This window comes from Streptomyces violaceusniger Tu 4113, from assembly GCF_000147815.2.
In the GTDB taxonomy this organism is placed as follows: domain Bacteria; phylum Actinomycetota; class Actinomycetes; order Streptomycetales; family Streptomycetaceae; genus Streptomyces; species Streptomyces violaceusniger_A.
Genome location: NC_015957.1, coordinates 326,012 through 348,075, shown reverse-complemented (window position 1 = coordinate 348,075; position 22,064 = coordinate 326,012). Strand labels below are relative to the sequence as shown.

The 22,064-nt window shown below is 68.5% G+C and carries 21 protein-coding genes, 2 tRNA genes and 1 riboswitch; of the genes, 11 read left to right on the top strand and 12 right to left on the bottom strand.

Translation table 11 applies throughout. The features are described 5' to 3' along the window. Positions 1–4 precede the first annotated feature (4 nt). Positions 5–460 carry a very short patch repair endonuclease gene (locus tag STRVI_RS47310; protein WP_078505062.1) on the top strand — a complete coding sequence of 152 codons (456 nt, stop codon included), beginning with the start codon at positions 5–7 and terminating at the stop codon, positions 458–460. Here STRVI_RS47310 and STRVI_RS01605 read toward each other — a convergent pair. After that, positions 395–1,555, bottom strand: a complete 1,161-nt coding sequence (locus STRVI_RS01605; protein WP_014053866.1) for a DNA cytosine methyltransferase — start codon at positions 1,553–1,555, stop codon at positions 395–397. The two genes, STRVI_RS47310 and STRVI_RS01605, sit on opposite strands and share 66 nt — an antisense overlap. A 165-nt stretch (positions 1,556–1,720) precedes the next feature. Between STRVI_RS01605 and STRVI_RS01600 the strand changes: the two genes are divergently transcribed. Further along, complete coding sequence (locus STRVI_RS01600) at positions 1,721–2,458, top strand: HNH endonuclease (RefSeq protein WP_014053865.1); 738 nt, start codon at positions 1,721–1,723, stop codon at positions 2,456–2,458. Positions 2,459–2,476: 18 nt separating this feature from the next. Here the strand turns inward: STRVI_RS01600 and STRVI_RS01595 are convergent, their stop codons facing one another. Then, complete coding sequence (locus STRVI_RS01595) at positions 2,477–3,109, bottom strand: ATP-binding protein (protein ID WP_014053864.1); 633 nt, start codon at positions 3,107–3,109, stop codon at positions 2,477–2,479. 219 nt (positions 3,110–3,328) lie between these two features. Here STRVI_RS01595 and STRVI_RS01590 point away from each other — a divergent pair, with 219 nt between their 5' ends. Both STRVI_RS01590 and STRVI_RS01585 read left to right on the top strand, forming a co-directional pair. Next, the gene (locus tag STRVI_RS01590) at positions 3,329–4,174 is read left to right on the top strand and encodes a helix-turn-helix domain-containing protein (protein WP_014053863.1); all 846 of its coding nucleotides are present in this window, start codon (positions 3,329–3,331) and stop codon (positions 4,172–4,174) included. Further along, positions 4,174–4,383: a DUF397 domain-containing protein gene (locus STRVI_RS01585; RefSeq protein WP_014053862.1), complete on the top strand. Its 210-nt coding sequence runs from the start codon at positions 4,174–4,176 to the stop codon at positions 4,381–4,383. Before STRVI_RS01590 ends, STRVI_RS01585 begins: the two co-directional genes overlap by 1 nt. 74 nt (positions 4,384–4,457) lie before the next feature. On the opposite strand, the gene STRVI_RS53980 is transcribed toward STRVI_RS01585, so the two are convergent. Continuing rightward, the gene (locus STRVI_RS53980) at positions 4,458–5,252 is read right to left on the bottom strand and encodes an NgoMIV family type II restriction endonuclease (RefSeq protein WP_014053861.1); all 795 of its coding nucleotides are present in this window, start codon (positions 5,250–5,252) and stop codon (positions 4,458–4,460) included. Between the two features lie 221 nt (positions 5,253–5,473). Here STRVI_RS53980 and STRVI_RS53975 point away from each other — a divergent pair, with 221 nt between their 5' ends. Beyond that, positions 5,474–5,773, top strand: a complete 300-nt coding sequence (locus STRVI_RS53975; protein WP_014053860.1) for a hypothetical protein — start codon at positions 5,474–5,476, stop codon at positions 5,771–5,773. Positions 5,774–5,868: 95 nt separating this feature from the next. Here STRVI_RS53975 and STRVI_RS01575 read toward each other — a convergent pair whose 3' ends face one another. From STRVI_RS01575 to STRVI_RS01560, 4 genes are all read right to left on the bottom strand, one after another. Then, complete coding sequence (locus STRVI_RS01575) at positions 5,869–6,813, bottom strand: aldo/keto reductase (protein WP_014053859.1); 945 nt, start codon at positions 6,811–6,813, stop codon at positions 5,869–5,871. Between the two features lie 157 nt (positions 6,814–6,970). After that, positions 6,971–8,161, bottom strand: a complete 1,191-nt coding sequence (locus tag STRVI_RS01570) for a M23 family metallopeptidase (protein ID WP_014053858.1) — start codon at positions 8,159–8,161, stop codon at positions 6,971–6,973. 11 nt (positions 8,162–8,172) lie between these two features. After that, positions 8,173–8,307: riboswitch (cyclic di-AMP (ydaO/yuaA leader) on the bottom strand. Between the two features lie 282 nt (positions 8,308–8,589). Further along, on the bottom strand, positions 8,590–9,996 hold the full coding sequence (locus tag STRVI_RS01565; RefSeq protein ID WP_014053857.1) for a PP2C family protein-serine/threonine phosphatase: 1,407 nt from the start codon (positions 9,994–9,996) through the stop codon (positions 8,590–8,592). A gap of 458 nt (positions 9,997–10,454) precedes the next feature. Then, the gene (locus tag STRVI_RS01560; protein WP_014053856.1) at positions 10,455–11,225 is read right to left on the bottom strand and encodes a DUF6227 family protein; all 771 of its coding nucleotides are present in this window, start codon (positions 11,223–11,225) and stop codon (positions 10,455–10,457) included. A gap of 532 nt (positions 11,226–11,757) precedes the next feature. Here STRVI_RS01560 and STRVI_RS01555 point away from each other — a divergent pair. The 3 genes from STRVI_RS01555 (at position 11,758) to STRVI_RS01545 (ending at position 13,657) form a co-directional block, all read left to right on the top strand. Further along, positions 11,758–12,117 (top strand): hypothetical protein, encoded by a 360-nt coding sequence (locus tag STRVI_RS01555; RefSeq protein ID WP_014053855.1) that lies wholly within the window; start codon positions 11,758–11,760, stop codon positions 12,115–12,117. A gap of 118 nt (positions 12,118–12,235) precedes the next feature. Beyond that, a complete protein-coding gene (locus STRVI_RS01550; protein WP_208949117.1) occupies positions 12,236–12,841 on the top strand; it encodes a hypothetical protein in 606 nt (201 codons plus the stop codon). Positions 12,842–13,132: 291 nt separating this feature from the next. Continuing rightward, the gene (locus STRVI_RS01545) at positions 13,133–13,657 is read left to right on the top strand and encodes a hypothetical protein (RefSeq protein WP_014053853.1); all 525 of its coding nucleotides are present in this window, start codon (positions 13,133–13,135) and stop codon (positions 13,655–13,657) included. Positions 13,658–13,758: 101 nt separating this feature from the next. Here the strand turns inward: STRVI_RS01545 and STRVI_RS01540 are convergent, their stop codons facing one another. The 5 genes from STRVI_RS01540 to STRVI_RS01520 all read right to left on the bottom strand — a co-directional run bounded on the left by STRVI_RS01540 (position 13,759) and on the right by STRVI_RS01520 (position 18,990). After that, positions 13,759–14,853 (bottom strand): right-handed parallel beta-helix repeat-containing protein, encoded by a 1,095-nt coding sequence (locus STRVI_RS01540; RefSeq protein WP_014053852.1) that lies wholly within the window; start codon positions 14,851–14,853, stop codon positions 13,759–13,761. 224 nt (positions 14,854–15,077) lie between these two features. Next, positions 15,078–15,150 (bottom strand) — tRNA-Lys (locus STRVI_RS01535). A 108-nt stretch (positions 15,151–15,258) separates the two neighbouring features. Continuing rightward, positions 15,259–17,466, bottom strand: coding sequence for a DEAD/DEAH box helicase (locus STRVI_RS01530; protein WP_014053851.1), 2,208 nt, complete (start codon positions 17,464–17,466; stop codon positions 15,259–15,261). A gap of 368 nt (positions 17,467–17,834) precedes the next feature. After that, positions 17,835–18,440 carry a hypothetical protein gene (locus STRVI_RS01525; protein WP_014053850.1) on the bottom strand — a complete coding sequence of 202 codons (606 nt, stop codon included), beginning with the start codon at positions 18,438–18,440 and terminating at the stop codon, positions 17,835–17,837. A 199-nt stretch (positions 18,441–18,639) separates the two neighbouring features. After that, positions 18,640–18,990, bottom strand: a complete 351-nt coding sequence (locus STRVI_RS01520; RefSeq protein ID WP_043235238.1) for a metallopeptidase family protein — start codon at positions 18,988–18,990, stop codon at positions 18,640–18,642. A 268-nt stretch (positions 18,991–19,258) separates the two neighbouring features. Here STRVI_RS01520 and STRVI_RS01515 point away from each other — a divergent pair, with 268 nt between their 5' ends. The 3 genes from STRVI_RS01515 to STRVI_RS01505 all read left to right on the top strand — a co-directional run bounded on the left by STRVI_RS01515 (position 19,259) and on the right by STRVI_RS01505 (position 22,045). Beyond that, positions 19,259–20,851 (top strand): metallophosphoesterase family protein, encoded by a 1,593-nt coding sequence (locus STRVI_RS01515; RefSeq protein ID WP_014053848.1) that lies wholly within the window; start codon positions 19,259–19,261, stop codon positions 20,849–20,851. An 81-nt stretch (positions 20,852–20,932) separates the two neighbouring features. Then, a tRNA-Glu gene (locus tag STRVI_RS01510) sits at positions 20,933–21,008 on the top strand. Positions 21,009–21,220: 212 nt separating this feature from the next. After that, the gene (locus STRVI_RS01505) at positions 21,221–22,045 is read left to right on the top strand and encodes a DUF1684 domain-containing protein (RefSeq protein ID WP_014053847.1); all 825 of its coding nucleotides are present in this window, start codon (positions 21,221–21,223) and stop codon (positions 22,043–22,045) included. The last annotated feature ends 19 nt before the right edge of the window (positions 22,046–22,064 follow it).

Genomic DNA, 22,064 nt, shown 5'->3' with positions numbered 1-22,064 from the left:
TGTAGTGGCGACAGAGACACCTTGGACCCCGCCAGACGGCTCGTGGGCGTCATCTGAATCCAGGCGCCGGAATATGCAGGCGATCCGGAGCCGTGACACCAAGCCGGAGAAGCTCATCCGGCGACTGGTCCATGCGCAGGGTCTTCGCTACCGCGTGTCAGCCAAACCGCTCCCAGATCTTCGCCGGACGGCCGACATGGTCTTCCGTCCGGCGAAGGTCGCAGTTTTCATCGACGGCTGTTACTGGCACGGCTGCCCTGAACACTACGTGTCGCCGAAGACCAATTCCGGCTATTGGTCAGGCAAGGTAGCCGGGAACATCGCACGTGACCGGGACACCGATCAGCGCCTTGCGGAGGCCGGGTGGACAGTGCTCCGCTTCTGGGAGCATGAGTCAGCTCATAGCTGCGCACTCACGATCGCCGCTACGGTCACCAAGCTCCGACCCAGGCGAAGCTGAGGGAGCAGGGAGCTCGAAGAGCGTGTCGCTCTGGGCCGCGGCAAGGGCCTTCGTGCCCTTCTCAAGGGCAGCGATGATCTGCTCGCCAACCGCCTGGGCAACGGGAGGCGGGAAGGCATTGCCGACCTGGCGATAGGCAGCGGTCTTTCGGCCTTCGAACTTCCAGTCCTCAGGAAACCCTTGGATGATCGCCGCCTGGCTCACGGTGAGCTTGGGGCCGCGTTCACCGAAAAGGTCGCGATCAGGATCCTTGAGGTCCTTGGGCTCGTTCGCAACGCCGAGGCCACACACACCCAGCTTGCGCCATGCCTCCTTCGCACGAGTAGGCCCAAGATCCGCACCGCCGTGCTTCTTGGATCCGCCCACAAGCGTCGGAGCAACGCTCCCCTTTTCGGCTTCCGTGAGCCAACGTTCGTAGAACGTCTTCCACTGGGGATGTCCGCTGTCCTTGAAGCGCTTACGCATGGACGAAGCTAGGGCCTCCGCCACAGTGAGGAGCGGACGTGTCTTCGCCTCAGTCCATTCGAAGTACTCCGCGTACTCCTTCAGCATCGCCACGAGGATCGCCCGAGGACGTAGCTGAGGAACCCCGTAGTCGCATGCCTCCAAGATCTTCCAGTAGCACTTGACATAGCCGGCCTCACGCAGCCTGTGCTCGATGACTTCCTCGCGATAGCGGCTGAACTTCTCGGGCGGCTCCAGCAGCCCGCGGACGTTCTCAATCATCACAGCCTTAGGCCTCAAGGCTTCCACCATGCTCAGCATGGTGGGGAACAGGTCACGCTCGTCGTCCTCCCCGAGCTGCTTGCCTGCCGCAGAAAAGGGCGGGCAGGGGACGCCGCCTGCGAGGAGGTCCAGCTCGCCGGGCTTGAGACCCAGCTCGTCAACCTTGAATTCCGTGAGGTCTCTCTTTAGAACCTTGCAGCCATCCCACTCGGGGTTACCTGTCACGTTCGATTCGAGGGTGGCGCAGGCGTGCTCATCAATCTCAATCAGGGCCAAGTGACGGAACCCTGCTTCGTGCAGACCGACCGCTTGGCCGCCGGCACCGGCGCAGATCTCCACTGAGGTGAACTTGGGCTCAGCGCGAGTCATGCACCCTCCTTTCAAAGCTTGCTACGGCAGGCACACTTCGCAACCCGCCCACTACAGAGGGTGACATACCCCACTGACAACGTGACCCGCCAAGTTTGCCGGACAACCTCACTCCACTCCCGCCCGCCTCGTACGCACACGGCGAACACTCATACGATATTGCCCATGCGAAGCCCTGCATGGACCCGGGACGAACTGCTGCTCGCGTGCGTTCTCGTCGTCGAGAACGACTGGAACGAGTTACGCGAGAGCGATCCACGGACACAGGAGCTCTCCAAACTGCTCCGTTCTCTCCCCCTGCACGGCGACGCAGCCCGGAACGTGCCCAACTTTCGGTCTGTCGGCAGTGTCAGCCGCAAGACCACCGACCTGGCGTCGAACCACCCTGCCTACTCCGGGAAGCCCACTCGGTGCGGGCGCCTGGACCGTGAGGTGATCGCCGACTTCATCTCCCAGCCTTCCGACATGATCAAGGCGGCCAAAGCGATCGAGGAAGGCATCCGCTCCGGCGAGCTCCAGCGAATACCTGAACAGCCCGAAGAGGTTTCCGACGACGGCGCCACCGGGGCCGAAGGCCGCCTCCTGGCACGCTGGACCATCGCACGTGAGCGCGACCCCAAGCTCCGCCGACGCAAGCTCGACCGAGTCCGGCGTCTGGGCCAGCCGCTGCGGTGCGAGGTCTGCGACTTCCAGTTCGAGCGCTTCTACGGGCCGATCGGCGAGGGATACATCGAAGTGCACCACCTGCTGCCTCTCCACATATCAGGGCCACGAGATACCGAACTGGACGACCTCGCCCTCCTGTGCTCCAACTGCCACCGCATGTGTCACAGGAACCATCTCGGCGAATCATGGCGCACACCCGCGGCCCTCAAGGCTGAGATCGAGAAAGTCTCCGAGTAGCAACTCCGGCCTCCTACGTCAGACGACTCCTGGCCGGGCTTCGAAGTGGGTCTGGGCTCTATCGAGAATGTCGTCGGGATCGAGACCGTGTGCGCTGAGCCAGTGCAGGAGGTCCAGGATCAGACTGGTTGCCGACTCTTCCAGGACCGGGCGGCGGGTGAGTCGTGCGGCCGAGCCGCCGACCGTGACGCTGTACGTCTCCATGACGGTCGCTGCGCGCTGGATGCGGCAGCGGGTTTCGCCCAGGGCCAGCGGCAGTTCGCACCAGACCGCCTTGCCGACCGTCGTGCGGACCGTGCCCCAGGTTGTCGAGAGGGCTCCAAGGATTTGCAGGCCGCGGCCGGATTCCTCGTCGCTGTCGGGGTGGAGGTTCTGCGGCTCCTTGCCGCTCTTGTCGTGCAGTTCCATGCGGAGCTGGTCTGAGCCGACGTCGAGAACGAGAGTGGCTACGGAGCCCTGGCCGACGTGTTTGACCACATTCGACGCCAGCTCCGTAACGATTAGCTGCGCTTCGTCAACGAGGGCCGACAGCCCCAAGACGGCAAGTTCCGCTCTCACTGCTCGGCGCAGGCCGGCCACTTGAGAGGCCTCGGCCGCGAAAGGGAAAACACATCGGCGTGGCTGAGGTTCGGTGACTGAGTACGTGTGCATGGCCACACTCCTTGGGCGCTACGTCAGCGCTGCGCCCAGCCGTGTCCGTACGACCGCGCTGCGTAGTCTCGCTGATGCGAGTATGGCACTGAGAAGTCTCTCCATGTAACTTCTCACGAATCTCGGAAGGGTGAATCCGGTGGTGTGGCAACTTCAGCCGCCCATAGCCTTGTTGCCGCTGGCCCCGTCGTGGCCAGCTCGGAGGGAGAGATAGTCGTCATGCCAGCGCGGGCCACTACCCGTCGACGCCAGCTCGGCGTCATGATGCGCAAGTTCCGGGCCCGCAAGGGGATGACCTTGGAGGAGGCGGGTCGGCTTGTCGGGGTCTCGAAGGCGACCGTCAGCCGGTACGAGACGCAAGAAGGGCCCGTGAAGTGGCCCATCGTGGACGCGCTGTGCCGTGAGTACGAGGCGAGTGAGGCGGAGCGGAAGGCCGTGGTCGGCCTCGCCAAGGACGCCAAGCAGCAGGGGTGGTGGACCTCCTTCGCGGATTCCCTGCCGGAGAGCATGAACCTGCTGTTCACGTTAGAGGACGAGGCGGCTCGGGAGGATCACTTCGCCTGCCTGTACGTGCCAGGGCTTCTGCAGACTCGCGGCTATACGGAAGCGGTGCAGCATGCCTCGGAGATGCGCCTGTCTGCGAAGGAGATCGAGCGGCTGGTCGACCTTCGGATGAAGCGGCAGGAGATCCTGAGCCGTCCGAAGCCACCGCATCTGTGGGCCATCCTCGACGAGTCGGTGATTCGGCGGGTGGTCGGTTCGCGTGAGGTGATGCGGGAGCAACTGGATCACTTGTTGCGCGCCAACGAGTCGCCTGACATCACGCTCCAGGTCCTGCCGTTCGCCAAGGGCGCGCACTCAGCAGCTATGGGGAGCTTCGTGATCCTCGGGGGTGCCGAGCCCTCGCTGGACGTCGTCTACGTAGACATCCACGTTGGCTCGCTCTTCATGGAGAAGGACGAGGAACTGGAGCGCTACCGGGTCGCGTTCGACTACCTTCGCGCTCAGGCGCTGGACATGGCCTCGTCCTCCGCCCTCATCGAACGCGTCCGTGAGGAGATCTGATGCGCGAGCCCTGCATATCCGGCAGAGACGGTGGCTGGTTCAAGTCCTCCTACAGCGGTGCTGGCAACACCGAGTGCGTGGAGACCGCCTTCCGGCGGAGCATGACCGCCGTGCGGGACTCAAAAAATCCGGACGGACCCATGCTCGGGTTCTCAAGCGGTGCCTGGGAAGAATTCATCGCGGCCGTGCAGCGCAAGTACCTGAACTGACCGACCTCACGGTTCTACGCGCCCCATAACGACTTGCACTAACCACCAATTCCGGGAGCGTCAGCGAGCACTCGTCACAGTCGCGCAAGATCTCCAGCCAAGTCGTTGTAGTCCTTCAGCCGGTTCTGTTCAGTCATCTCCCGCCACAGTTCAAGTTGAGTGGGCTCGCTCTTCTTGTGCTGGACTGTTCCCCATGCCTGGACCGCAGCCTGCGTCTCTTCGAAGGCGAGGTGGTAGACGGCGTCTATCTCGCCAGTCCCACGCGTTAGCGAAGCCAGGCGACTCGGTAGTGGCTCTGTTGTAACTGCGACCAAGTGTGGCGTCCGCCCCCGGCGGGACCGCACTAGAAGGTTGAACTCGTGCCGGACGTTCTGCGCGCGGTCTGACCGCAGTGTCCATTTACAGGAGACCACCGCGTGGAGCGGATGACCAGGTACGTCGAGTGCCACGGTCACATCGGGAGCAATTTGATAGTCAGTTCCGAGTGCCACACGCAGGCTCGGGTTCTCAGCAAGAAGCGTGCGCAGCCCGTCAAGGTGCTTATACTGCTGAAAGTTCCTGACGTCTTTCCCGCGCCCTACTGCCCAGGCCCTATTCGGCTCAAGGCTGGGCAGCTCAGAGACAAGTTGATCATTAACGGCGTTTTCGAGTGCGGTTCCCCTGCTTTCCTCCTTGGCATCGGATGAGTTCGCAGAAACCTTGCGACTAACTCCCAGGTCATCGAGCACGGATTTTGCGATGTGCAGGCTGGTTTTGTTGTCTACGTCCGAGATGTTTGGAGCCCAGGGCTCATCACAGACATCGATCACCTTTTGGTTGGCTGAGCTCTTCCAAGCGAGGAGTTCGCGAAGCCAATCCGGTGCCGCCATGCCTACTTCCTTCCAGAGAACAGCCACTCACGGAGGGACCCACCGGTCTAAGGGTCATGTAAACGGCTAGCCAGGATTTTAGAGCAAAGATCCTCTGCCGAACTGATGCCCCCACAGGAGCGAGGCGGGCCTGCCTACCACCCTTGGCCGCGACATCCATTCTCGGCGTCTACCTTCGTAGGGTCGAGGGTGAGGAGCCCCTTGGAGTGGGAGGTAGTGGGATGGCTGGAGTGTCGGCGGGGGTTGTGGCGGCGGGTGGGTTGGTTGGGGGGTATGGGGTGGCTCGGTGGACCAAGAAGCGGCCATTGGGTGGGGTCGCGTTGGCTGCTGCCGGGGTCGTGGCCACTCAGGGGTGGCGGGAGAAGGCGGGGAACGGGACAGCGGCCGCGCTCAGTAGGGCGTATGTGGCCGCCTTCGCCGGGTCGCATCCGCTCGCGAAGAAGATCGGGGCCTGGCCGTCCGTCTTTGCTGTCGCGGGTGGGGTTGCTCTCGCGTCCTGGGTTCTTGCCGATCGGCGGTAGGGGTTCGTCGGCGTATATGGAGGACTGACGAGGGCGGGCTGAGTTGGTCTTTGGGGTGCCCGCCCTCGTTGGGGTTTTGTTTGGTCGGCCGGCGCTCAGTCCGACGCCGAGGTCAGCAGGTCCAGTTCCGGCTGGGTCAGCTTGAGGTCGACCGATGCCAGCAGGGGCGGGAGCTGGTCGACGGAGCGGGCGCTGGCGAGGGGGGCCGCGACGGTGGGCTGGGCGAGGAGCCAGGCGAGGGCGACCGTGGTGGGCTCGGTGGCGTGGTTGGCGGCGACGTCGTCCAGAGCGGCGAGGACCTTCTGGCCGCGCTCGGTCTCCAGGTGCTGGGCCGCGCCCGAGGAGCGGGGGCTGTCGATCGCCGTGCCCGGGCGGTACTTGCCGGTCAGGAAGCCGGACGCCAGGGAGTAGTACGGGATGGTCGCCAGGTGGTGGCGGGCGGCGACGTCGGCCAGCTCGCCCTCGAAGGTGTCGCGGGAGACCAGGTTGTAGTGCGGCTGGAGGGCGACGTAGCGGGCCAGGCTCTCCTGGGTGGAGAAGGTCAGCAGGGCCTCCAGGCGCTCCGCACTGACGTTGGACGCGGCGATCTCGCGGATCTTGCCCTCTCCGACCAGCTCGTCCAGGGTGCTGATGATCTCCTCCACCGGCACCGACGGATCGTCGTAGTGGGTGTAGTAGAGGTCGATGTAGTCGGTGCGCAGCCGCTGGAGGGATTCCTCGACGCCCGATTTGATGGCGGACGAGGTCAGACCGCGCGGCTCCGGGGAACCGCCGCCCACCTTGGTGGCGAGGACGACGTCGGAGCGGTTGCCCCGGGAGGCGAACCAGTTGCCGAGGATGGTCTCGGACTCGCCGCCCTCGTTGCCCGGCACCCACGCGGAGTAGACGTCGGCGGTGTCGATGAAATTGCCGCCCGCCGCCACGAAGGCGTCGAGTACGCGGAAGGACTCGGCCTCGTCGGCGGTCCAGCCGAAGACGTTCCCGCCGAGAGAGAACGGGAAAACGGACAGATCGCCGATCTTCTGTGTGTTGTCAGCCATACGTTTTTACAACGGGCGGCTGGGCGGGGTTGTTCCTGAGGGGGTTGTTCCGGGGGGGGGTGTTCCTGAGGGGGTGTTCCTGAGGGGCGGCCCCGTCGGGGCGTAAACCGGCGGCCCTGGCGTCAAGGGGGGAGAGAGCGCCAGAGCCGCCGGAGTATCAGGGATTCATCCCGTGCTGGCGCAGCCAGGGCATCGGGTCGATCGGCGAGCCGCCGCCCGGCCGGACCTCGAGGTGGAGGTGCGGGCCGGTGACATTGCCGGTGGCGCCGACGCGGCCGATCACGTCGCCCGCCGTCACCTTGCCCGAGGTGACGACCATCGAGGACAGGTGGCAGTACCAGATCTCGGTGCCGTCGCTGAGGGTCAGCACGATGCGGTAGCCGTACGAACCGGCCCAGCCCGCCTGGGTGATGGTGCCGCCGTGCACCGCCTTGGCCGGGGTGCCGGTCGGGGCGGCGAAGTCCTGGCCGGTGTGATCGGCCGACCAGATGTCGCCCGCCTGGCCGAAGCTCGCCGTCAGGGTGTACGAGCCGACGGGGAGGGTGTACGCGGCGGCGAGCCTGGCCTGGCGCTCGGCCGCGGCCTTCTTCTCGGCCGCCTCCTTCGCCCGCTGCTCGGCGGCCTTCTTCTCCGCCTCGGCCTTGGCCTTCCGCTGGGCGGCCACCTCCGCGGCCTGGTCGGACGCCTTCGCCGCGGCGGCCTTCGCCGCGGCGGTGCGGCTGTCCTCGTCCGCCGAGTTCTGCTGGTTCTCGGCCTGCTGGAGGATGCGGGCGCGGAGCGCCTCGCCCGCGTCGGTGGTGCCGCGCTGCTCGTCCTCGCTGGTCAGGCCGGCCTGGGAGAGGGGGGCGGCGGCCGTCTGCGGGCCACTGCTGTCGTCCGACGTCCAGGAGCCGATGCCGGGCAGGTCCTTGGCGGCGGGCAGGCTGGCTTTGACCTCATCGGCGACCTGGCCGAGATCAGGCATGGAAATGGGCGGCTTGGGACGGTCCTTGGCGCTGGCCATACCGCCCGCACCGACCGCCGCGATCACGCCGACCCCGAGGACGGCGCCGCTGCGCGCCATGGTCCCGCCGCGCTGCTTGGCCACGCGGTGCCGGCCGCGTACGGGAGCGATGGACTCCTCGGTGGGGTTCCACTCCTCCCAGGGCTCGGTCTCGAATCCGGCACCCGGGCCCTCGAACGCGTGCCCATCCGCGTCCAGGTACCGATCGTCGGGGGCGAAGTGGCCGTCCCCGGAGCTCATCCCGCCGCCGGCGTCAAAGCCGGGGCCGTAGGCGGTGGCGGTCCCCAAACCGCCTCCCCGTGTGCGATACGGGGCTTCGTCCAGGGCAGACCTGTTGGACGCCACGGAGGCGCACTCCTTTCCTTCCTTCTCGCCTACCGGGTTAGCTGACGGGTTCGGAGCAGGAAGGTCTCCTACGGGTCAGGTTCGACCCGATTCACCCCAAGGTGTTGGTTCCCCGGTTCCCTTGGTGCTGCTGGTGGTGCGGTACTGCCGGTGTGCGTACGGGATTCGGCGACGGCGCACGGTGCCGCCCTTGCGACGGTTGTGACGACCGCGCTGCGTTATCGAACGTTAATAGAGAGCACGATGTGATTCCAAGCTGTTCTGAGGAATCCGCGCACCTTTGGCATGAACTTAGCGCTCAAGAGGGGACAGATGGGGGCGAGTCGACGCACTGGCCAAAGGTTCGCAAAAACGCGTGCAGACCGATCGTGCAGCAATTGTTATGCGGAGGGGGCTCGGTCGACTACGCACGGTAAGGGCCCGGTCGGCTACGGACGGTGTGGGGCTCCGCTGTCCTTCGTATGGCCGCCGCGGTTCGCACCACCGTCGTCGAGCCCGTTGCCCCTGTCGTCCCCCTGACCATTGCCCCCATTGCCCTGCCCGTTCCCTCGTCCGATCCCGCGGGCCGGGGTCCGGCGGACCGCCAGCAGCGCCATGTCGTCCGACGTCTCGCCGCCCGTATGGCGCTCGACATCGGCCACCAACACGTCCAGCAGCTCCTGCGGATCGGCGAAGCGGCGGCCGCGTAGCTGCTTCTCCGGGTCGTAGAACTCGCCGTCGCGGTCCCGGGCCTCCGTCACCCCGTCCGTGAACAGCAGCAGCGTCTCCCCCTCCTCGAACCCCAGCTCCATCACGCGGTCCGGCCACCCGGCCAACTCCCCCATCCCCAGCGGCAGCGCCGACGCCTCCGGCTCCAGGGCGCGCACCGCGCCGTCCTCCGCGATGAGCAGCGGCGCCGGATGGCCGCGGTTGATCAGCCGCAGGATGGAGTCGCCGCGCGGAATTTCGGCCACCACCGCCGTCGTGAACCCCTCGAACACCTCCAGGTCGGCCCGCCGGGCGCCCTCACGCCGCAGCGCCCGCTCCAGGCGGCCCACGAGCGCCTCCAGGGTCGTCTCCTGCTCCGCCGCCTCCCGGAAACAGCCGAGGAGGATCGCCACGACCTCCACGGCCTGCAGCCCCTTGCCGCGTACGTCCCCGACGATGAGCCGTACGCCGTGCGGGGTGTCCTGGACCGCGTACAGGTCACCGCCGATCGCCGCGTACTTCTCCGCCGGTACATACCGCGCGGCGATCTCCAGCCCGGCGAGACGGGCGGGCGGCGCGGGCAGGACGGCGCGCTGGGCCGCCTCCGCGACACCGCGCGCCGAGGCGAGCCGGTGGTAGCTGCGGCGTACGACACGGTTGATCGCCACCGCCAGCACGGTCACGGTGGCAACCGTGACGATCTCGGTGGCCGCCTGGGTCGGGTCCCTCACACCATGCAGCTCCGCCAGCAGGCAGGTCGTGAGGACGGCGGTGACGGCCATGATGAGGGTCTGGCGCAGCGGTAAGAGCGCCGCGGCGGCCAAGGGGGCGGCGGCGAAGAAGGGCGAGGCGGTGTAGCCGGACGGGGTGGCCAGGTCGAAGCTGACGCCGCCGAGGAGGAGGATGACGGGAACCCAGCGGGCCACCCGGCGGCCCGGCGGCCCCTTGCCCTCATCCTCGGCCGGGCCAGGTCCCGCGGTGGGCCCGGTGAACCCGTCGGCGGAGGCGCCACCGGCCGCGGCGCCGGTGTCGATGAGCGTGTGCAGACGGGTGTGGCGGCGGTGGGCGTGCGGGCGGCTCAGCCGGGGCCAGGCCGTACGCCACTCCGTACGGGCGCCCGTACGAGCCCTGCTCCCTCGCACCCGCACCGGCTTCTCTCGCTTCCCTGGTCCGCGTCCCGTCGCCGTCACAGCGTCGCCGTCGTCACAGCGTCGCCGTCGCCACCCTGGTCACCTTCGTCACCAGGCTTCCGGCTGACGGGCTGCCAGGCGAATCGGTGTCGGCCAAGCGGGTGCTGGACGGACGCCGTGAGCGGGCCCGGCTCCCGTGCGTGCGCTGCGGGCACAGGACGGGCGCGCGACGGGGGCACCGCGGGCACGCGAGGGGGCGCTGCGGACACGTAGCGGGCACGTGCCGGCGCGTCAGGGGCTGTGGGCGCGTCAGAGCCACGAGGGCGTCAGAGGGCGTCAGAGGTTACGCGGCGGGCGCGCTGCGGGCCCGTCAGAGGCCACGAGAGCGTCAGCGGCTACGGGCGCATCAGAGGTTCGGATACGCCAGAGATTACGGATGCTTCAGAGGTGACGAGTGCGTCAGCGGCACCAACGCGTCAGAGGTCGACGCCGAGCGCGCGGGCGTGACGGTCCGCCGCCAGCTCCGCCGAGACCTCGTCGAGGTACACCTCGCACACCAGCCGTCCGTCCCGGGTGAGATTGTGCTCCAGCTCCCACAGCACGACCTCGTCCCCTCCCGCGAGCAGGAAGGCGTGCTCATAGAAGCGGCACCAGGTCGCGTCGGGGCCGCCGGAGCGGCGCCGGGGCTTGGGCGCGAGGGCGATGTCATGGGCGAACGCGGTCGTCAGCAGCCGCTCGGTCTCCTCGCCCGGGCGGTCGGGGTTCTCCGCGCGGCGCAGGACACGACGGGCATGGTCGGCCGAATTGTCGGCCACATACGCACGGGAGCTCTCCAGGGGCTCGGCCGTGTGCAGCAACTGGTCCGGCAGCCACAGCGGTAACCCGTCGAGCTCCTCCCAGCGGGCGCCGCCGAGGCGATCATGGACGCGGCGCTCGGCCAGCGTCAGGGCTTCCTCGTCCGCGTAGAGCTCGTACAGCGGGCGACCGCCCTCGCCGGTGTTGTGCTCCAGTTCCCACAGCAGCAGGCTGCTGCCGTCGGGGAGCAGGAAGACATGCCGGTAGGTGCTGTAGCCAAGCTGGCCGCACCGCTCATTGCACTGTCGGCAGGACCGCAGCTCGGACTGGTGCATCAGGGCGCTCCGCGCCTGGTCCAGCACCGCCTCGCCGATCTCGAAGCCGTTCTGCGCACGGGCCAGCAGCCCGTCCATCAGCTCGGCCGGGGTCCCGTCCGCTCGTGAGTGCCCCATGCCTCTCCTCCCGCCTCCCGGCGTTGATTCGCCGCGCCCCCCGGGCGACCACCTCGCGCACTTAGCGTAGCGGCGTGAACACGCGCCGCGCTGCGGTTCCGCGAAGCTGTCGGTGTGACTGTGCCTCACTCACTCCTGCGTCGTAGGGCTTGGATGTATCACTCGTCCGACCGGTCGAACAAGTAGGCGGGCGGGGCAGGGTGGGTCGGTCGGCCACCGTGGGCGCCGGGTCCCAGCGCGTCCAGGCTCCCTCTGCCGGGGGATCGCCGGGCAGTCGCCGGGGAGCCGCCGGGGAGCCGCCTCCCCTCATTCAATTAAAGGGATTCAGGTGTCCGCCGGGCCATGCCGGGCCGAGCTGGGCCAAATGGTCCTTGCATTGGTCCCCCTTAGCGGGATTCTCGGAGAACACGCCCCGGAAGAACAGCACTATGCCGGACGGGTGAAGCTGACTGGCGGCCCGAAGCCTTAACTGATGAGCTTCGTTGTGTCATGCGTCCGTGAATTCGCGGAGCAACCCAGACGGAGGAATTAAGTGAACATCGGCAAGAAGGCGATTCTCCTGACCGCGGCCGCCGGCGCTCTGGTCATCGGTGGTGCCGGCGGTGCCCTGGCCAACAACAACGACGACTTCATCGTGCAGCTCAACAGCTGTGACACGTCCACCGGTGCGACCACCAACACCGGCGGTGCCGCCCCCACCGGCGACATCAACATCGGCTCGGACTGCATCAACTTCACCAACAGCCACGGTTCGGTCGTCCAGTCCAACGACTGCGACACGGCCACCGGGATCACGCTGGTCACCGGCGCCGCCGCCCCGACCGGCGACACCAAGATCGGCTCCAACTGCACGAACATTGCCGTCGACGACGACAGTGTCAAGCGTCACTGAGTCGCTGACCCTTTCATGGTGTTCCCGCCCGCGGTAACACCATGAGGCATCCCCCCGTTGGGAATCGCGGCCCTGGAAGCTTCTCTTCCAGGGCCGCTGCCATGAAAAAGGTTTTTCGGTGACGGTGCCGAGCACACCGCACCGAAAGCCCGATTGGAGGCTCTTTATGCACATGCGCAAAAGGTCGGCCCTTCTTGTGGCCGCCGTGGGTGCGCTGCTCATCGGCGGTGCGGGCGGAGCCGACGCCGCCGATCCCGGTCCCAGCCGCGCGGCAGGCGCCAACGGCGGGACGCAGAGCAATCGCTGCACCACCAGTTCCGTAGTCGGCACCATCACCGTGGCGGCCGGCCCGACCGAGCTCAGCAATCAGACCGACTGCGTCAACACCGCCGAGTCGGGTGTGTCGGAGCAGAAGAACCGCTGCCGTACCCACTCCGTCATCGGTCCGATCACCGTCGCGCTGGCTCCCGGATCCGAAATCAAGAACGGGACCAACTGCGTCAACGTCAGCAAGTCGGGTGGTGTGACGAAGCAGACCAACGACTGTCGCACCACCTCCGTTACGGGCCCGATCACGATCGGCCCCGGCTCCGATGTCACCACCGAGACCAACTGTGCCAATGTCGCCGGCTCCGACCCCCAGAACGGACGTCAGGGCACGAGCGCGAACGGCACGAAGAGCGGCGGCAAGAGCGGTGGTCAGGGAAACCGTCAGCGTTCCTGAAACACCGAGCTCACCGGAGCTCGCCACCGAGCTTCCGGAAAAAGCCGCTCGAGATGAACGCGGCCTTGGGGAAATTTCCCCGGGGCCGCGTTCATTTTTTGCGAAGAGGAATCCACCGACTTCCGCACCGGCCGAATATACCTTTGTTGAACATATCTTTGCTGAACATATCTTTACTGTGGCGGATGGGTGATGCTTCGCATGGTCCCGGATCCCGCATTGCGGAAATCTCGTTCAAGAGGTGTCTGCGGAATATTCGCGGAGAAGACCCGATATGGAGGCACCAGAACAATGCAGATCGGCAAGAAGGCAGCTCTCATGGCCGCGGCGGCCGCGGGCACAATGGTGGTCGGCGGCGCCGGTAGCGCGAGTGCTCATGGGCTCTTCCCGCAGTCCAGCAGTGCTCAGCGAAACCACTGCGAGACCCACACCGGCGCCACCACCAACACCGGTGCCGCGGCCCCGACCGGCGACATCACCCTCGGCTCGGACTGCGTGAACTTCGCGCAGAACGTGGGTTCGGTCTTCCAGTCCAACGAGTGCGACACGGCCACCGGCCCCACCCTCATCACCGGCGCCGCCGCCCCGGCCGGCGACACCAACATCGGCTCCGACTGCACGAACATCGCCGTCAACGAGCCGGCCCCGGTCGTGGTCGTGCACAAGGAGCAGCAGAAGCACAAGGCCAAGGAGCAGCACAAGGCCAAGGAGCAGCACAAGGCCAAGAAGGTGCACAAGGCCAAGGCCGACCCGCACAAGGCCAAGAAGCACCACAAGGTCAAGGCCAAGGCCAAGAAGAAGGACTGCAAGCACTGACGGCCGATCTCGCGATCGAGCGCGCGGCGCCCCCGGAAGAAGCGACTTCCGGGGGCGCCGCGGCGTTCAGCCGAATTCAGTGACGGGTTCAGCGGTGCGATTCAGCATCCCGCGAGAGCCGGTACGCACTGGTTCGGGTTGTTCCCGGAGACCGTGGTCGCGGCGAGCGAGATCGTGCCGCCGTCGGTGAAGATGCCTCCGCCCTGGCCGCCATTGGCCGTATTACCGGTGACCGTGTCGCCGATCATTTGTGTCGTGCCCGCGTGCTGGAACAGCCCACCGCCGTTCAGCGTGGCGGTATTCCCGGACACGGTGGTGGCCAGCACGCGCAGTGCGCTGCCCATATTGGCGATACCGCCACCGAAACTGCCGGCGGTGTTCTCGGCGACCCGGCTGCCGTTGATCGTGAGATCTCCGGCCGAGGTGGCGATGCCGCCGCCCTCGAAGTTGGTGGTCCTGTTCCGCGCGACCGTGACGGCGGCCAGCAGCGTCGTTCCGAAGTTACTGACGCCGCCGCCCGAGCTGTCCGCGGTGTTGTCGGAAATGTTGCCGCCCGAGACGCTGAGGGTGGCCGACGTATTGACGTGGATGCCGCCGCCGTCCCCCGCGGAATTGTGCGTCACATCCGTGGCCGAAAGCACCGCTGAACCGCCCGAGGCTACCTCGACCCCACCGCCGATGTTGCTCGCGGTGTTGCCGGTGACCGTGGCGTTGATGAGCCTCAGTGAGCCCGCGTCGAACATGCCACCGCCGTCGGTGCCCGCCCCCGAGGTCGCCCGGCCGCCCGAGAAGGTCACGCCGTTGACCGTAAGGCTTCCACCGGGCGCGATCTCCGCGAGCCGGAAGTCGCCTGCGGACGCACTGCGTCTGATGGTCGCTTGGGTCCCACTGATGGTCACGTCACGGGTGATGAGCGGCAGTCCGTCGGCACCGTTGGGGCCGGTGTACGCCGCGGAACCCAGCGTGTACACACACCCCGTGGCCAGGGAGACGGAGCCTCCCAATGGCGAGCTGTTGGCCTCGCTCACCGCGGTGATCAGCGCCGCCACGTCCCCGCAGGGCACCGGGGCCGCCTTCTCGCCCGCCCCTCCTCCGCCTCCCTTCCCTTCGGCGGACGCCGGAGCGGAAACCGCCCATGCCGATACCGCCAGCGCCATGACGGGGATCAATCCGCGGATCGTTTTCGCGAGTCGCACGAGGAGTCTCCTTAAGCGTTTCCGAGCAGCGGGTCAGACGCAGCAGGTTCAGACTCTGCGGTCGAGTACCGTTCGGCATCTGCTCAAGCGCCGGTCGAGTGAGACTCGATCTTCCGTACGACGAGAGGGTGAACACCTCGCTCCCAGGCTGCGGAAGACCGCGCGACGGGACCCTCAGAAATGACGAAACCGCAGGTCACCGATGGCGCCTGCGGTTTCCGAGGTGGGTCATCAGGGGCTCGAACCCTGAACCAATGGATTAAAAGTCCACTGCTCTGCCAATTGAGCTAATGACCCGCACCCCCGCAGCATAGCTCGGCCAGTGGCCAACACCCGAGCCAATACCCTCCGGGAGCGAAAGGCCGTGCAACAGCGCGGTGTTGCACGGCCCTCTCCACGGCCCGATCAGCCGTTGCGCTTCCAGCGCGGCTTGTCGGCGCGCCGGTCGAAGGACGAGCCGCCGGAGCGCTCGTACGAACGGCCGCCGGTGGAGCCGCCCCGGTGATCGTCACGGCTGGCCGGGCGGTCGTCGCGACGGTCGCGGTTGAACGGACGGTCCCCGCCACGGTGGTTGTGGTCGCGGCGCTCGAAGGAACGGCCGCCACGGTCGTTCTCCCGACGGTCGCGGCTGAAGCCGCCACGGTCGTCACGGCGCTCGTACGGACGGCCGCCACGGTCGTCCCGCCGTCCGAAGTTGCCACGGTCGTCACGGCGGTCGCGGTTGAAGCCGCCACGGTCGCGGTCGTTGCTGTCCCGACGGTCGAAGGAACGGCCACCCCGGTCGTTTTCCCGACGGTCGCGGTTGAAGCCGCCTCGGTCGTCACGGCGGTCGTCACGACGGTCGTCACGGCGGTCCCGGTTGAAGCCGCCACGGTCGCGGTCGTTGCTATCCCGACGGTCGAAGGAACGGCCACCCCGGTCGTTGTCCCGACGGTCGTACGAGGAGCGGCGCGGCGCCTCGGCGTCACCCGCACCCTCGGCGGCGTCCGCGGCCTTCACCGCGGGCACGGTCGCGGGCTCCGCCGTACGCTGCGCCGGCAGCGCCACAGCGGCCTCGGCCACCGTCTCCGCCCCGGCCTCGGCCGCGGGCTCCGCCGGTGCCACGGTCTCGCCGCGCTCGCGCGCAGCCCGCGCGGACAGCCGGTCGGCCTCCTCGCGGAGCTCGACCGCGCGCCGCTGCACCCGCTCCAGCTCCCGGCTGAGGTCCTGCGCCTCGCGCTCGGCCTGCTTGGCGGCGTTCGAGGCCGCCTCCGCCTGCACCTCGGTGAGCGAACGCGCGCCCGTGATCTGGGCCACGTCCTCGTCGAACGCACCGCCGCCGCCGACGATGTGACGGGAGGCGTCGACGCCCGCGTCCTCCATCAGCCGGAAGATCTGACGGCGCTGGTGCGGCAGGGCCAGCGAGACGACGGTGCCGCTCTGGCCCGCCCGGGCCGTACGGCCGGAGCGGTGCAGATAGTCCTTGTGGTCGCCGGCCGGGTCCACGTTCAGCACCAGGTCGATGCCGTCGACGTGGATACCGCGCGCGGCGACGTCCGTGGCGACGAGCACATTGACGTACCCGTCCTTGAAGTCGGCCAGCGTGCGGGTGCGGGCGCCCTGCGTCATGCCGCCGTGCAGCGCGTCGGCGCGCACGCCCGCGTCGCACAGCTGCTCGGCGACGCGGTCGCAGCCCAGCTGAGTCCGTACGAAGATGATGGTGCGGCCCTTGCGCGCCGCGATGGCGGCGGTGACCGGGGCCTTGTCCTTCGGCTTCACGACGAGCACGTGGTGGGTCATCGTGGTGACCGCGCCCTGTGCCGAGTCGACCTCGTGGGTGACCGGGTCGACCAGGTAGCGCTTGACCAGGCTGTCGATCTCGTTCTCCAGCGTCGCGGAGAACAGCAGCCGCTGGCCGCCCTGCGGCACCAGGTCGAGGATCTCGGTGACCTCGGGCAGGAAGCCCATGTCGGCCATCTGGTCGGCCTCGTCGAGGACGGCGACCTGGACCTTGTCGAGGGTCGCGGCGCCGCGGTCGATGATGTCGCGCAGCCGGCCCGGGGTGGCGACGAGGATGTCGACACCGCGCTCCAGCGCGTAGATCTGATTGCCCATCGAGGTGCCGCCGCAGACGACCTTGAGCTTGAGGCCGAGAATGTCGCCGTAAGGCTGCAGCGCGTCGCTCACCTGCATCGCCAGCTCGCGGGTCGGGGTCAGGATGAGGCCCCGGGGTCGCTTCTTCTCGGTGTGTCCGCCGGCCAGCGTGGTCAGCAGCGGAAGACCGAACGAGAGGGTCTTGCCGGAGCCGGTACGGCCGCGGCCGAGGATGTCCTTCCCGGCCATGGCGTCGGGGATGGTCGCCGCCTGGATCGGGAAGGGCGTGGTCACGCCGTTCTGCGCCAGCTTGCGGACGATCTGTTCGGGGAGGCCGAGGTCGGCGAAAGTGATGTCGGGCGCCTTAGGGGTCTCGGGGGCTTCCGTGGCGGTTTGCTCGGAGGACGCCGGTGACACCGTCTGGTCGGCAGGCTCAGCCTGCTCGTCGCGCTCGTCCCGTTCGAACGGCTCGGCCGGAACGGTCAGGTCGCTCGGCTCGTCGACAGCGGGCATGACGGCGTGATCAGTGGAAACGGACATGCGAAATGCGAAACCTTCCGGAGTCTCGGCACGCGCCCAAACTCCGTGTTGTCGCAAACGACCGCCTCTATGCGGTCAGCCACGGGATGGCAAGGAACGCGCCTCACGGCGCACTTTTACGAGGCGCCGGGCAAATGGGATCAAACGATCTACCACCATACGCACCTTCACCCCTCAAGAGCAAATTGGCTCCGCCGGTGGTGGACAGTGGTGCTGGGACCTTGGGCCCGGTCCGATGCGTCTGCTGGATCTTCGGGGACTTCTGAGCTGCCTGGGTGGTGGGGATCTTCTGGGCGTGGGGCCTCTGGTCGTGGGGGTCTTCCGGGTCTGGATCGTCGCGGGGCCGGCCCCGCGACGTCCGGTGCGGCTCAGCCCGCCGGCTGGGCCGACGGGGAGGCGGGCGCGGTCGGGGGCTCGGCGTCGGTCGGCTTCGGGTCCGGCGCGCTCGGCGGCGGGCTCGTCGGCCGGGGTACGGGTGGCGCGTCGGACGGGGTGGCGCCGCCCGGCTGCGGCAGGGCGGTGGGGGCCGGGCCATGGTGCGGGGCCCCGTGCTTACCGGGCGGGGCCGAGGGCTCGGTCTCGGGGTCGGCCGCGGAGGCCGAGGCCGACCGGTCCTCGCCGTCCTTCCGCTTCTCGCCCTTCTTCCCCTTCCCATCCTTCTTGTCCCGGTCGGAGTCCTCGTACGCACGCCCCCTGCCGTCCGACCGCACCACGGCGCCGCCCGTGTCCGCCGCGTCACCCTTCTGGTGGGAGCCGCGGTGTTTGTCCGGCCGCTCGGGGTCGTCGGCGATGCTCATGCAGCCGCCCAGCGCCATCGTGACGGCCACGAGCGCCGCGAGCGCCGCCCCGCGGGCCGCGGGACGGGGCGCGCGCCGGGAGGGCGGGGACGTCCGGAGGGAACGGGACGTCCGGGCGGAACGGGCGGAACGGGCGGTGCGAGGAGCGGGGGATCCGGGCACGGGGAATCCAGGCATGCGCGGGACACCTCCAGACGGCAGGGATGTGACGCCCTGCCCAACTGGCCCCGCCCCGCCCAGGACACGCATACGGCGCGGACCCGGGCCCATCGCGTAGACCACGCGTCCCGCGTCGGTCGTAGGCGGGGGCGGCCGGAGACCGATACCGGCAGCGGGCCGGGATCGGCAGAAGACAGGGATCGGCAGAAGACAGGGATCAGCCGTAGCCGAGCGCGTGCAGCCGGGCGTCGTCGATCCCGAAGTGATGCGCGATCTCATGAACCACGGTCACCTCGGTCTCCTGGACGACGTCCTCCCGCGTCTCGCTCATCCGCAGCGTCGGCCCCCGGTAGACCGTGATCCGGTCCGGCAGGACGCCCGCGTACCACTCACCCCGGTCGGTGAGCGGCGTCCCCTCGTAGAGCCCGAGCAGCTCGGGATCCTCCGCCGACGGCTCGTCCTCCACGAACACGGCGACGTTGTCCATGAGGCGTGTCAGCTCCGGCGGAATCCGGTCCAGCGCCTCGGCGACCAGTTCCTCGAACTCCTCGCGCGTCATCTCCAGCACGAGGCCATTGTCAGGCAGTCGGGCCCGGAAAAGGAGCGGTCCGCGCCAGGCATCCGCGCCGGACGCAGGACAGGCACCTGGCGCGCCGCCGTCGCACGGGCACCTGGCCGCACCGTCACCGCCCCGGCATTCAGGCACAGCGCCACCTCCCCCGGCACCAGACGCGCCGCCACCCGCCCCGGTCACTCGACGCACCGCACCGCCCGCACAAGGCCCGCCCCCGCGCCGCCCAGGCATACGCCCCCGTTCGGCCGGGCATACGGGAGCAATGGCCCGCGAACCGCTCCGGCTGCTCCGTGCCACCGCTCAGCGCGCACGTACCGCGGCCGTCTCCCCCATCCGCCGCTTCCGCCGCCCCTCGCAGACGCACTCCCCCGCCGCCTCCCCCAACGCCGCGGCGTTCGATCCCTCGGCGCTCGACCCCACCGCGCGCCCCCGCCCCCTCGTCCGCGCCGCCGGGCTGGCCGCCGTGACCGTCCTCGGCGCCTGGATCGGACTGCTGGTGGTCGGCAGCGTCCATATCTCCGTGGGTCCCATGGACACCCGGATGGCGCTGCGGCCGTCCCTCACCGGCGGCACCAAGATCAATGTGGCCCCGCTCGGCGCGCTCGAGCTGGACAGCCACCACGCCCCGCTCCGCCTGGACGTGGATGTGGACCGGCTCGACCCCATACGCTCCCAGGCCCTCGTCGACCACCCCGAGCGGCTCTCCGGCCTGCAGGACGAGGTCGCGACCGATGTCACCCGCGGCACCCTCGGCCTCGCGTTCCGCTCCTGCGTCGCCGTCGTCTTCGGCGCCACCGCGCTGGGCCTGGCGGTCTACGGCCGTCCGCGCCGGGCGCTGGCCGCCGGGGGGCTCGCGCTCACGCTGCTGACCGCCTCCGGGGGCGCCGTATACGCGACCTGGAACCCGAATTCCGTCCTGGAGCCGCGCTACTCCGGGCTGCTCTCCAGCGCCCCCTCGGTGGTCGGCAACGCGCGCAGCATCGTGAGCGATTTCGACGTGTATCAGCGGGAGTTGGCCCGGCTGGTGACCAATGTCACCCAGCTCTACGAGGCGACCTCGACGCTCCCCGCGTATCAGCCCGATCCGACCACCATGCGGGTGCTGCACATCTCGGACGTCCATCTCAATCCGGCCGCGTGGCACATCGTGGAATCGCTGGTGCGGCAGTACAGGGTCAGCGTGATCATCGACACGGGCGACACGATGGACCACGGCACCGCCGCCGAGAACGGCTTCCTCGACCCCGTCTCCGACCTCGGCGCCCCCTATGTCTGGGTGCGCGGCAACCACGACTCGGCCTCGACCCAGCGCTACCTCGCCCGGCGCAAGGGGGCGCATGTGGTGGACAACGGCGAGGTGATCAACATCGCCGGGCTGCGGATCGCGGGCATCGGCGATCCGCAGTTCACCCCCGACCGTTCCAGCGCGGCCGCCGGTGACGCGGCCGAGCACAGCGCCGGGCGGCGACTGGCCGAGGCGGTCCGGGACCGTAAGGCCACCGGCGCCCCGGTCGACATCGCCCTCGCCCACAACCCCATCGCCGCCCGGGAGACCGACGGCACGGTGCCGCTCGCCCTCACCGGTCATGTCCATCACCGCCGTACAGAGATGCTCCCCGGCGGCACCCGGCTGATGACAGAGGGGTCGACGGGCGGCAGCGGGCTGCGGGCGGTGGACGACGGCACACCGGACACGGTGCAGGCTTCGGTCCTCTATCTGGACCGGGACACGCGACGGCTCCAGGCGTGGGACGAGATCGATCTGGGCGGTCTGGGCCTGGCGAAGGCCGAGGTCAGCCGTCATCTGCCCGCCGAGAACCGCCCAGGGGCGACGCCGACACCCACCACTCCGTAAACCGTTTTGGCGAACCTCACCGGCATCCCATATGCTTCTCGCGTCCCCGAAGGCGCCGCAAGGCGCCCAGGTGGGCCATCGGCCCTCATCGTCTAGTGGCCCAGGACGCCGCCCTTTCAAGGCGGTAGCACGGGTTCGAATCCCGTTGGGGGCACCACCTTCTTTTAGTCACCGCAGGTCAGAACGTACCTGCCGGTGACTTTTTTATACGCGCACGCACTCCGGAAACCCCCGGAACTCCCGCAACTCCCAGAACTCCCGCAACTCCCAGAACTCCCGCAACTCCCAGAACTCCCGGAATGACTTCCTCCCCCACGGGGTTGTACCCGACGGACCCGCCGCAGACCCCACGCACGCGAGGGAGCGCAGATGACCGTCCAGGACGTCGACCGGATGAGCTTCGCCGAGGAGTGGGAGCGGTGGCACCGCGCCCATGAGCAGGCACTCGCCGACCCGCACGGCTTTCTCGCGATCACCAGCCTGCACTGGCTGAGCCCGGAGCCGGCCCGCTTCGAGGACGCCCCCGGGGCCTGGTCCAGCGGCCCGGAGGGCGTGGTCGTCGAACTGGCCGACGGCGAGGAGCTGACCATCGACGGCACGGCGGTGCACGGACGGTACGTCTTCGGGGCGATCGCCGAGCGGGACAGCCTGTACGCGGGGTACGGCGACGCGGTGATCGAGATCGCCAAGCGCGGCGGCCACGACATCGTCCGCCCCCGCCACCCCGGCAACCCCCTCCGCACCGCCTTCACCCGCACCCCCGCCTACGCCCCCGACCCCCGCTGGGTCCGCGGTGGCCGTTACCTCCCCTTCGACGAGCCGCGCGCGATCACCGTGGGCGCCGTGGCGGAGGGGCTGGAGCATGTCTACGACGCGCCCGGCGAGGTCGAGTTCGAGCTGGCGGACGGCGGGACGTTCCGGCTCACCGCCTTCAACGGCAAGCGGCCCGGCAGCCTGATGGTGCTCCTCACCGACGCGACCTCGGGCGTGACCACCTACGCCGCGAACCGCTCCCTCCAGATCGACGCCCCCGACGACGCCGGCCGGGTCACCCTCGACTTCAACCGCGCCACCAACCTCCCCTGCGCCTACACCGACCTCGCGACCTGCCCCCTGCCGCCCACCGAGAACCGGCTGCCGGTCGCGATCGAGGCGGGCGAGCGGATCCCCCTGGAGCGCGGCGGCCGCCCCTGACCCGGGCCGACGCCAGCCG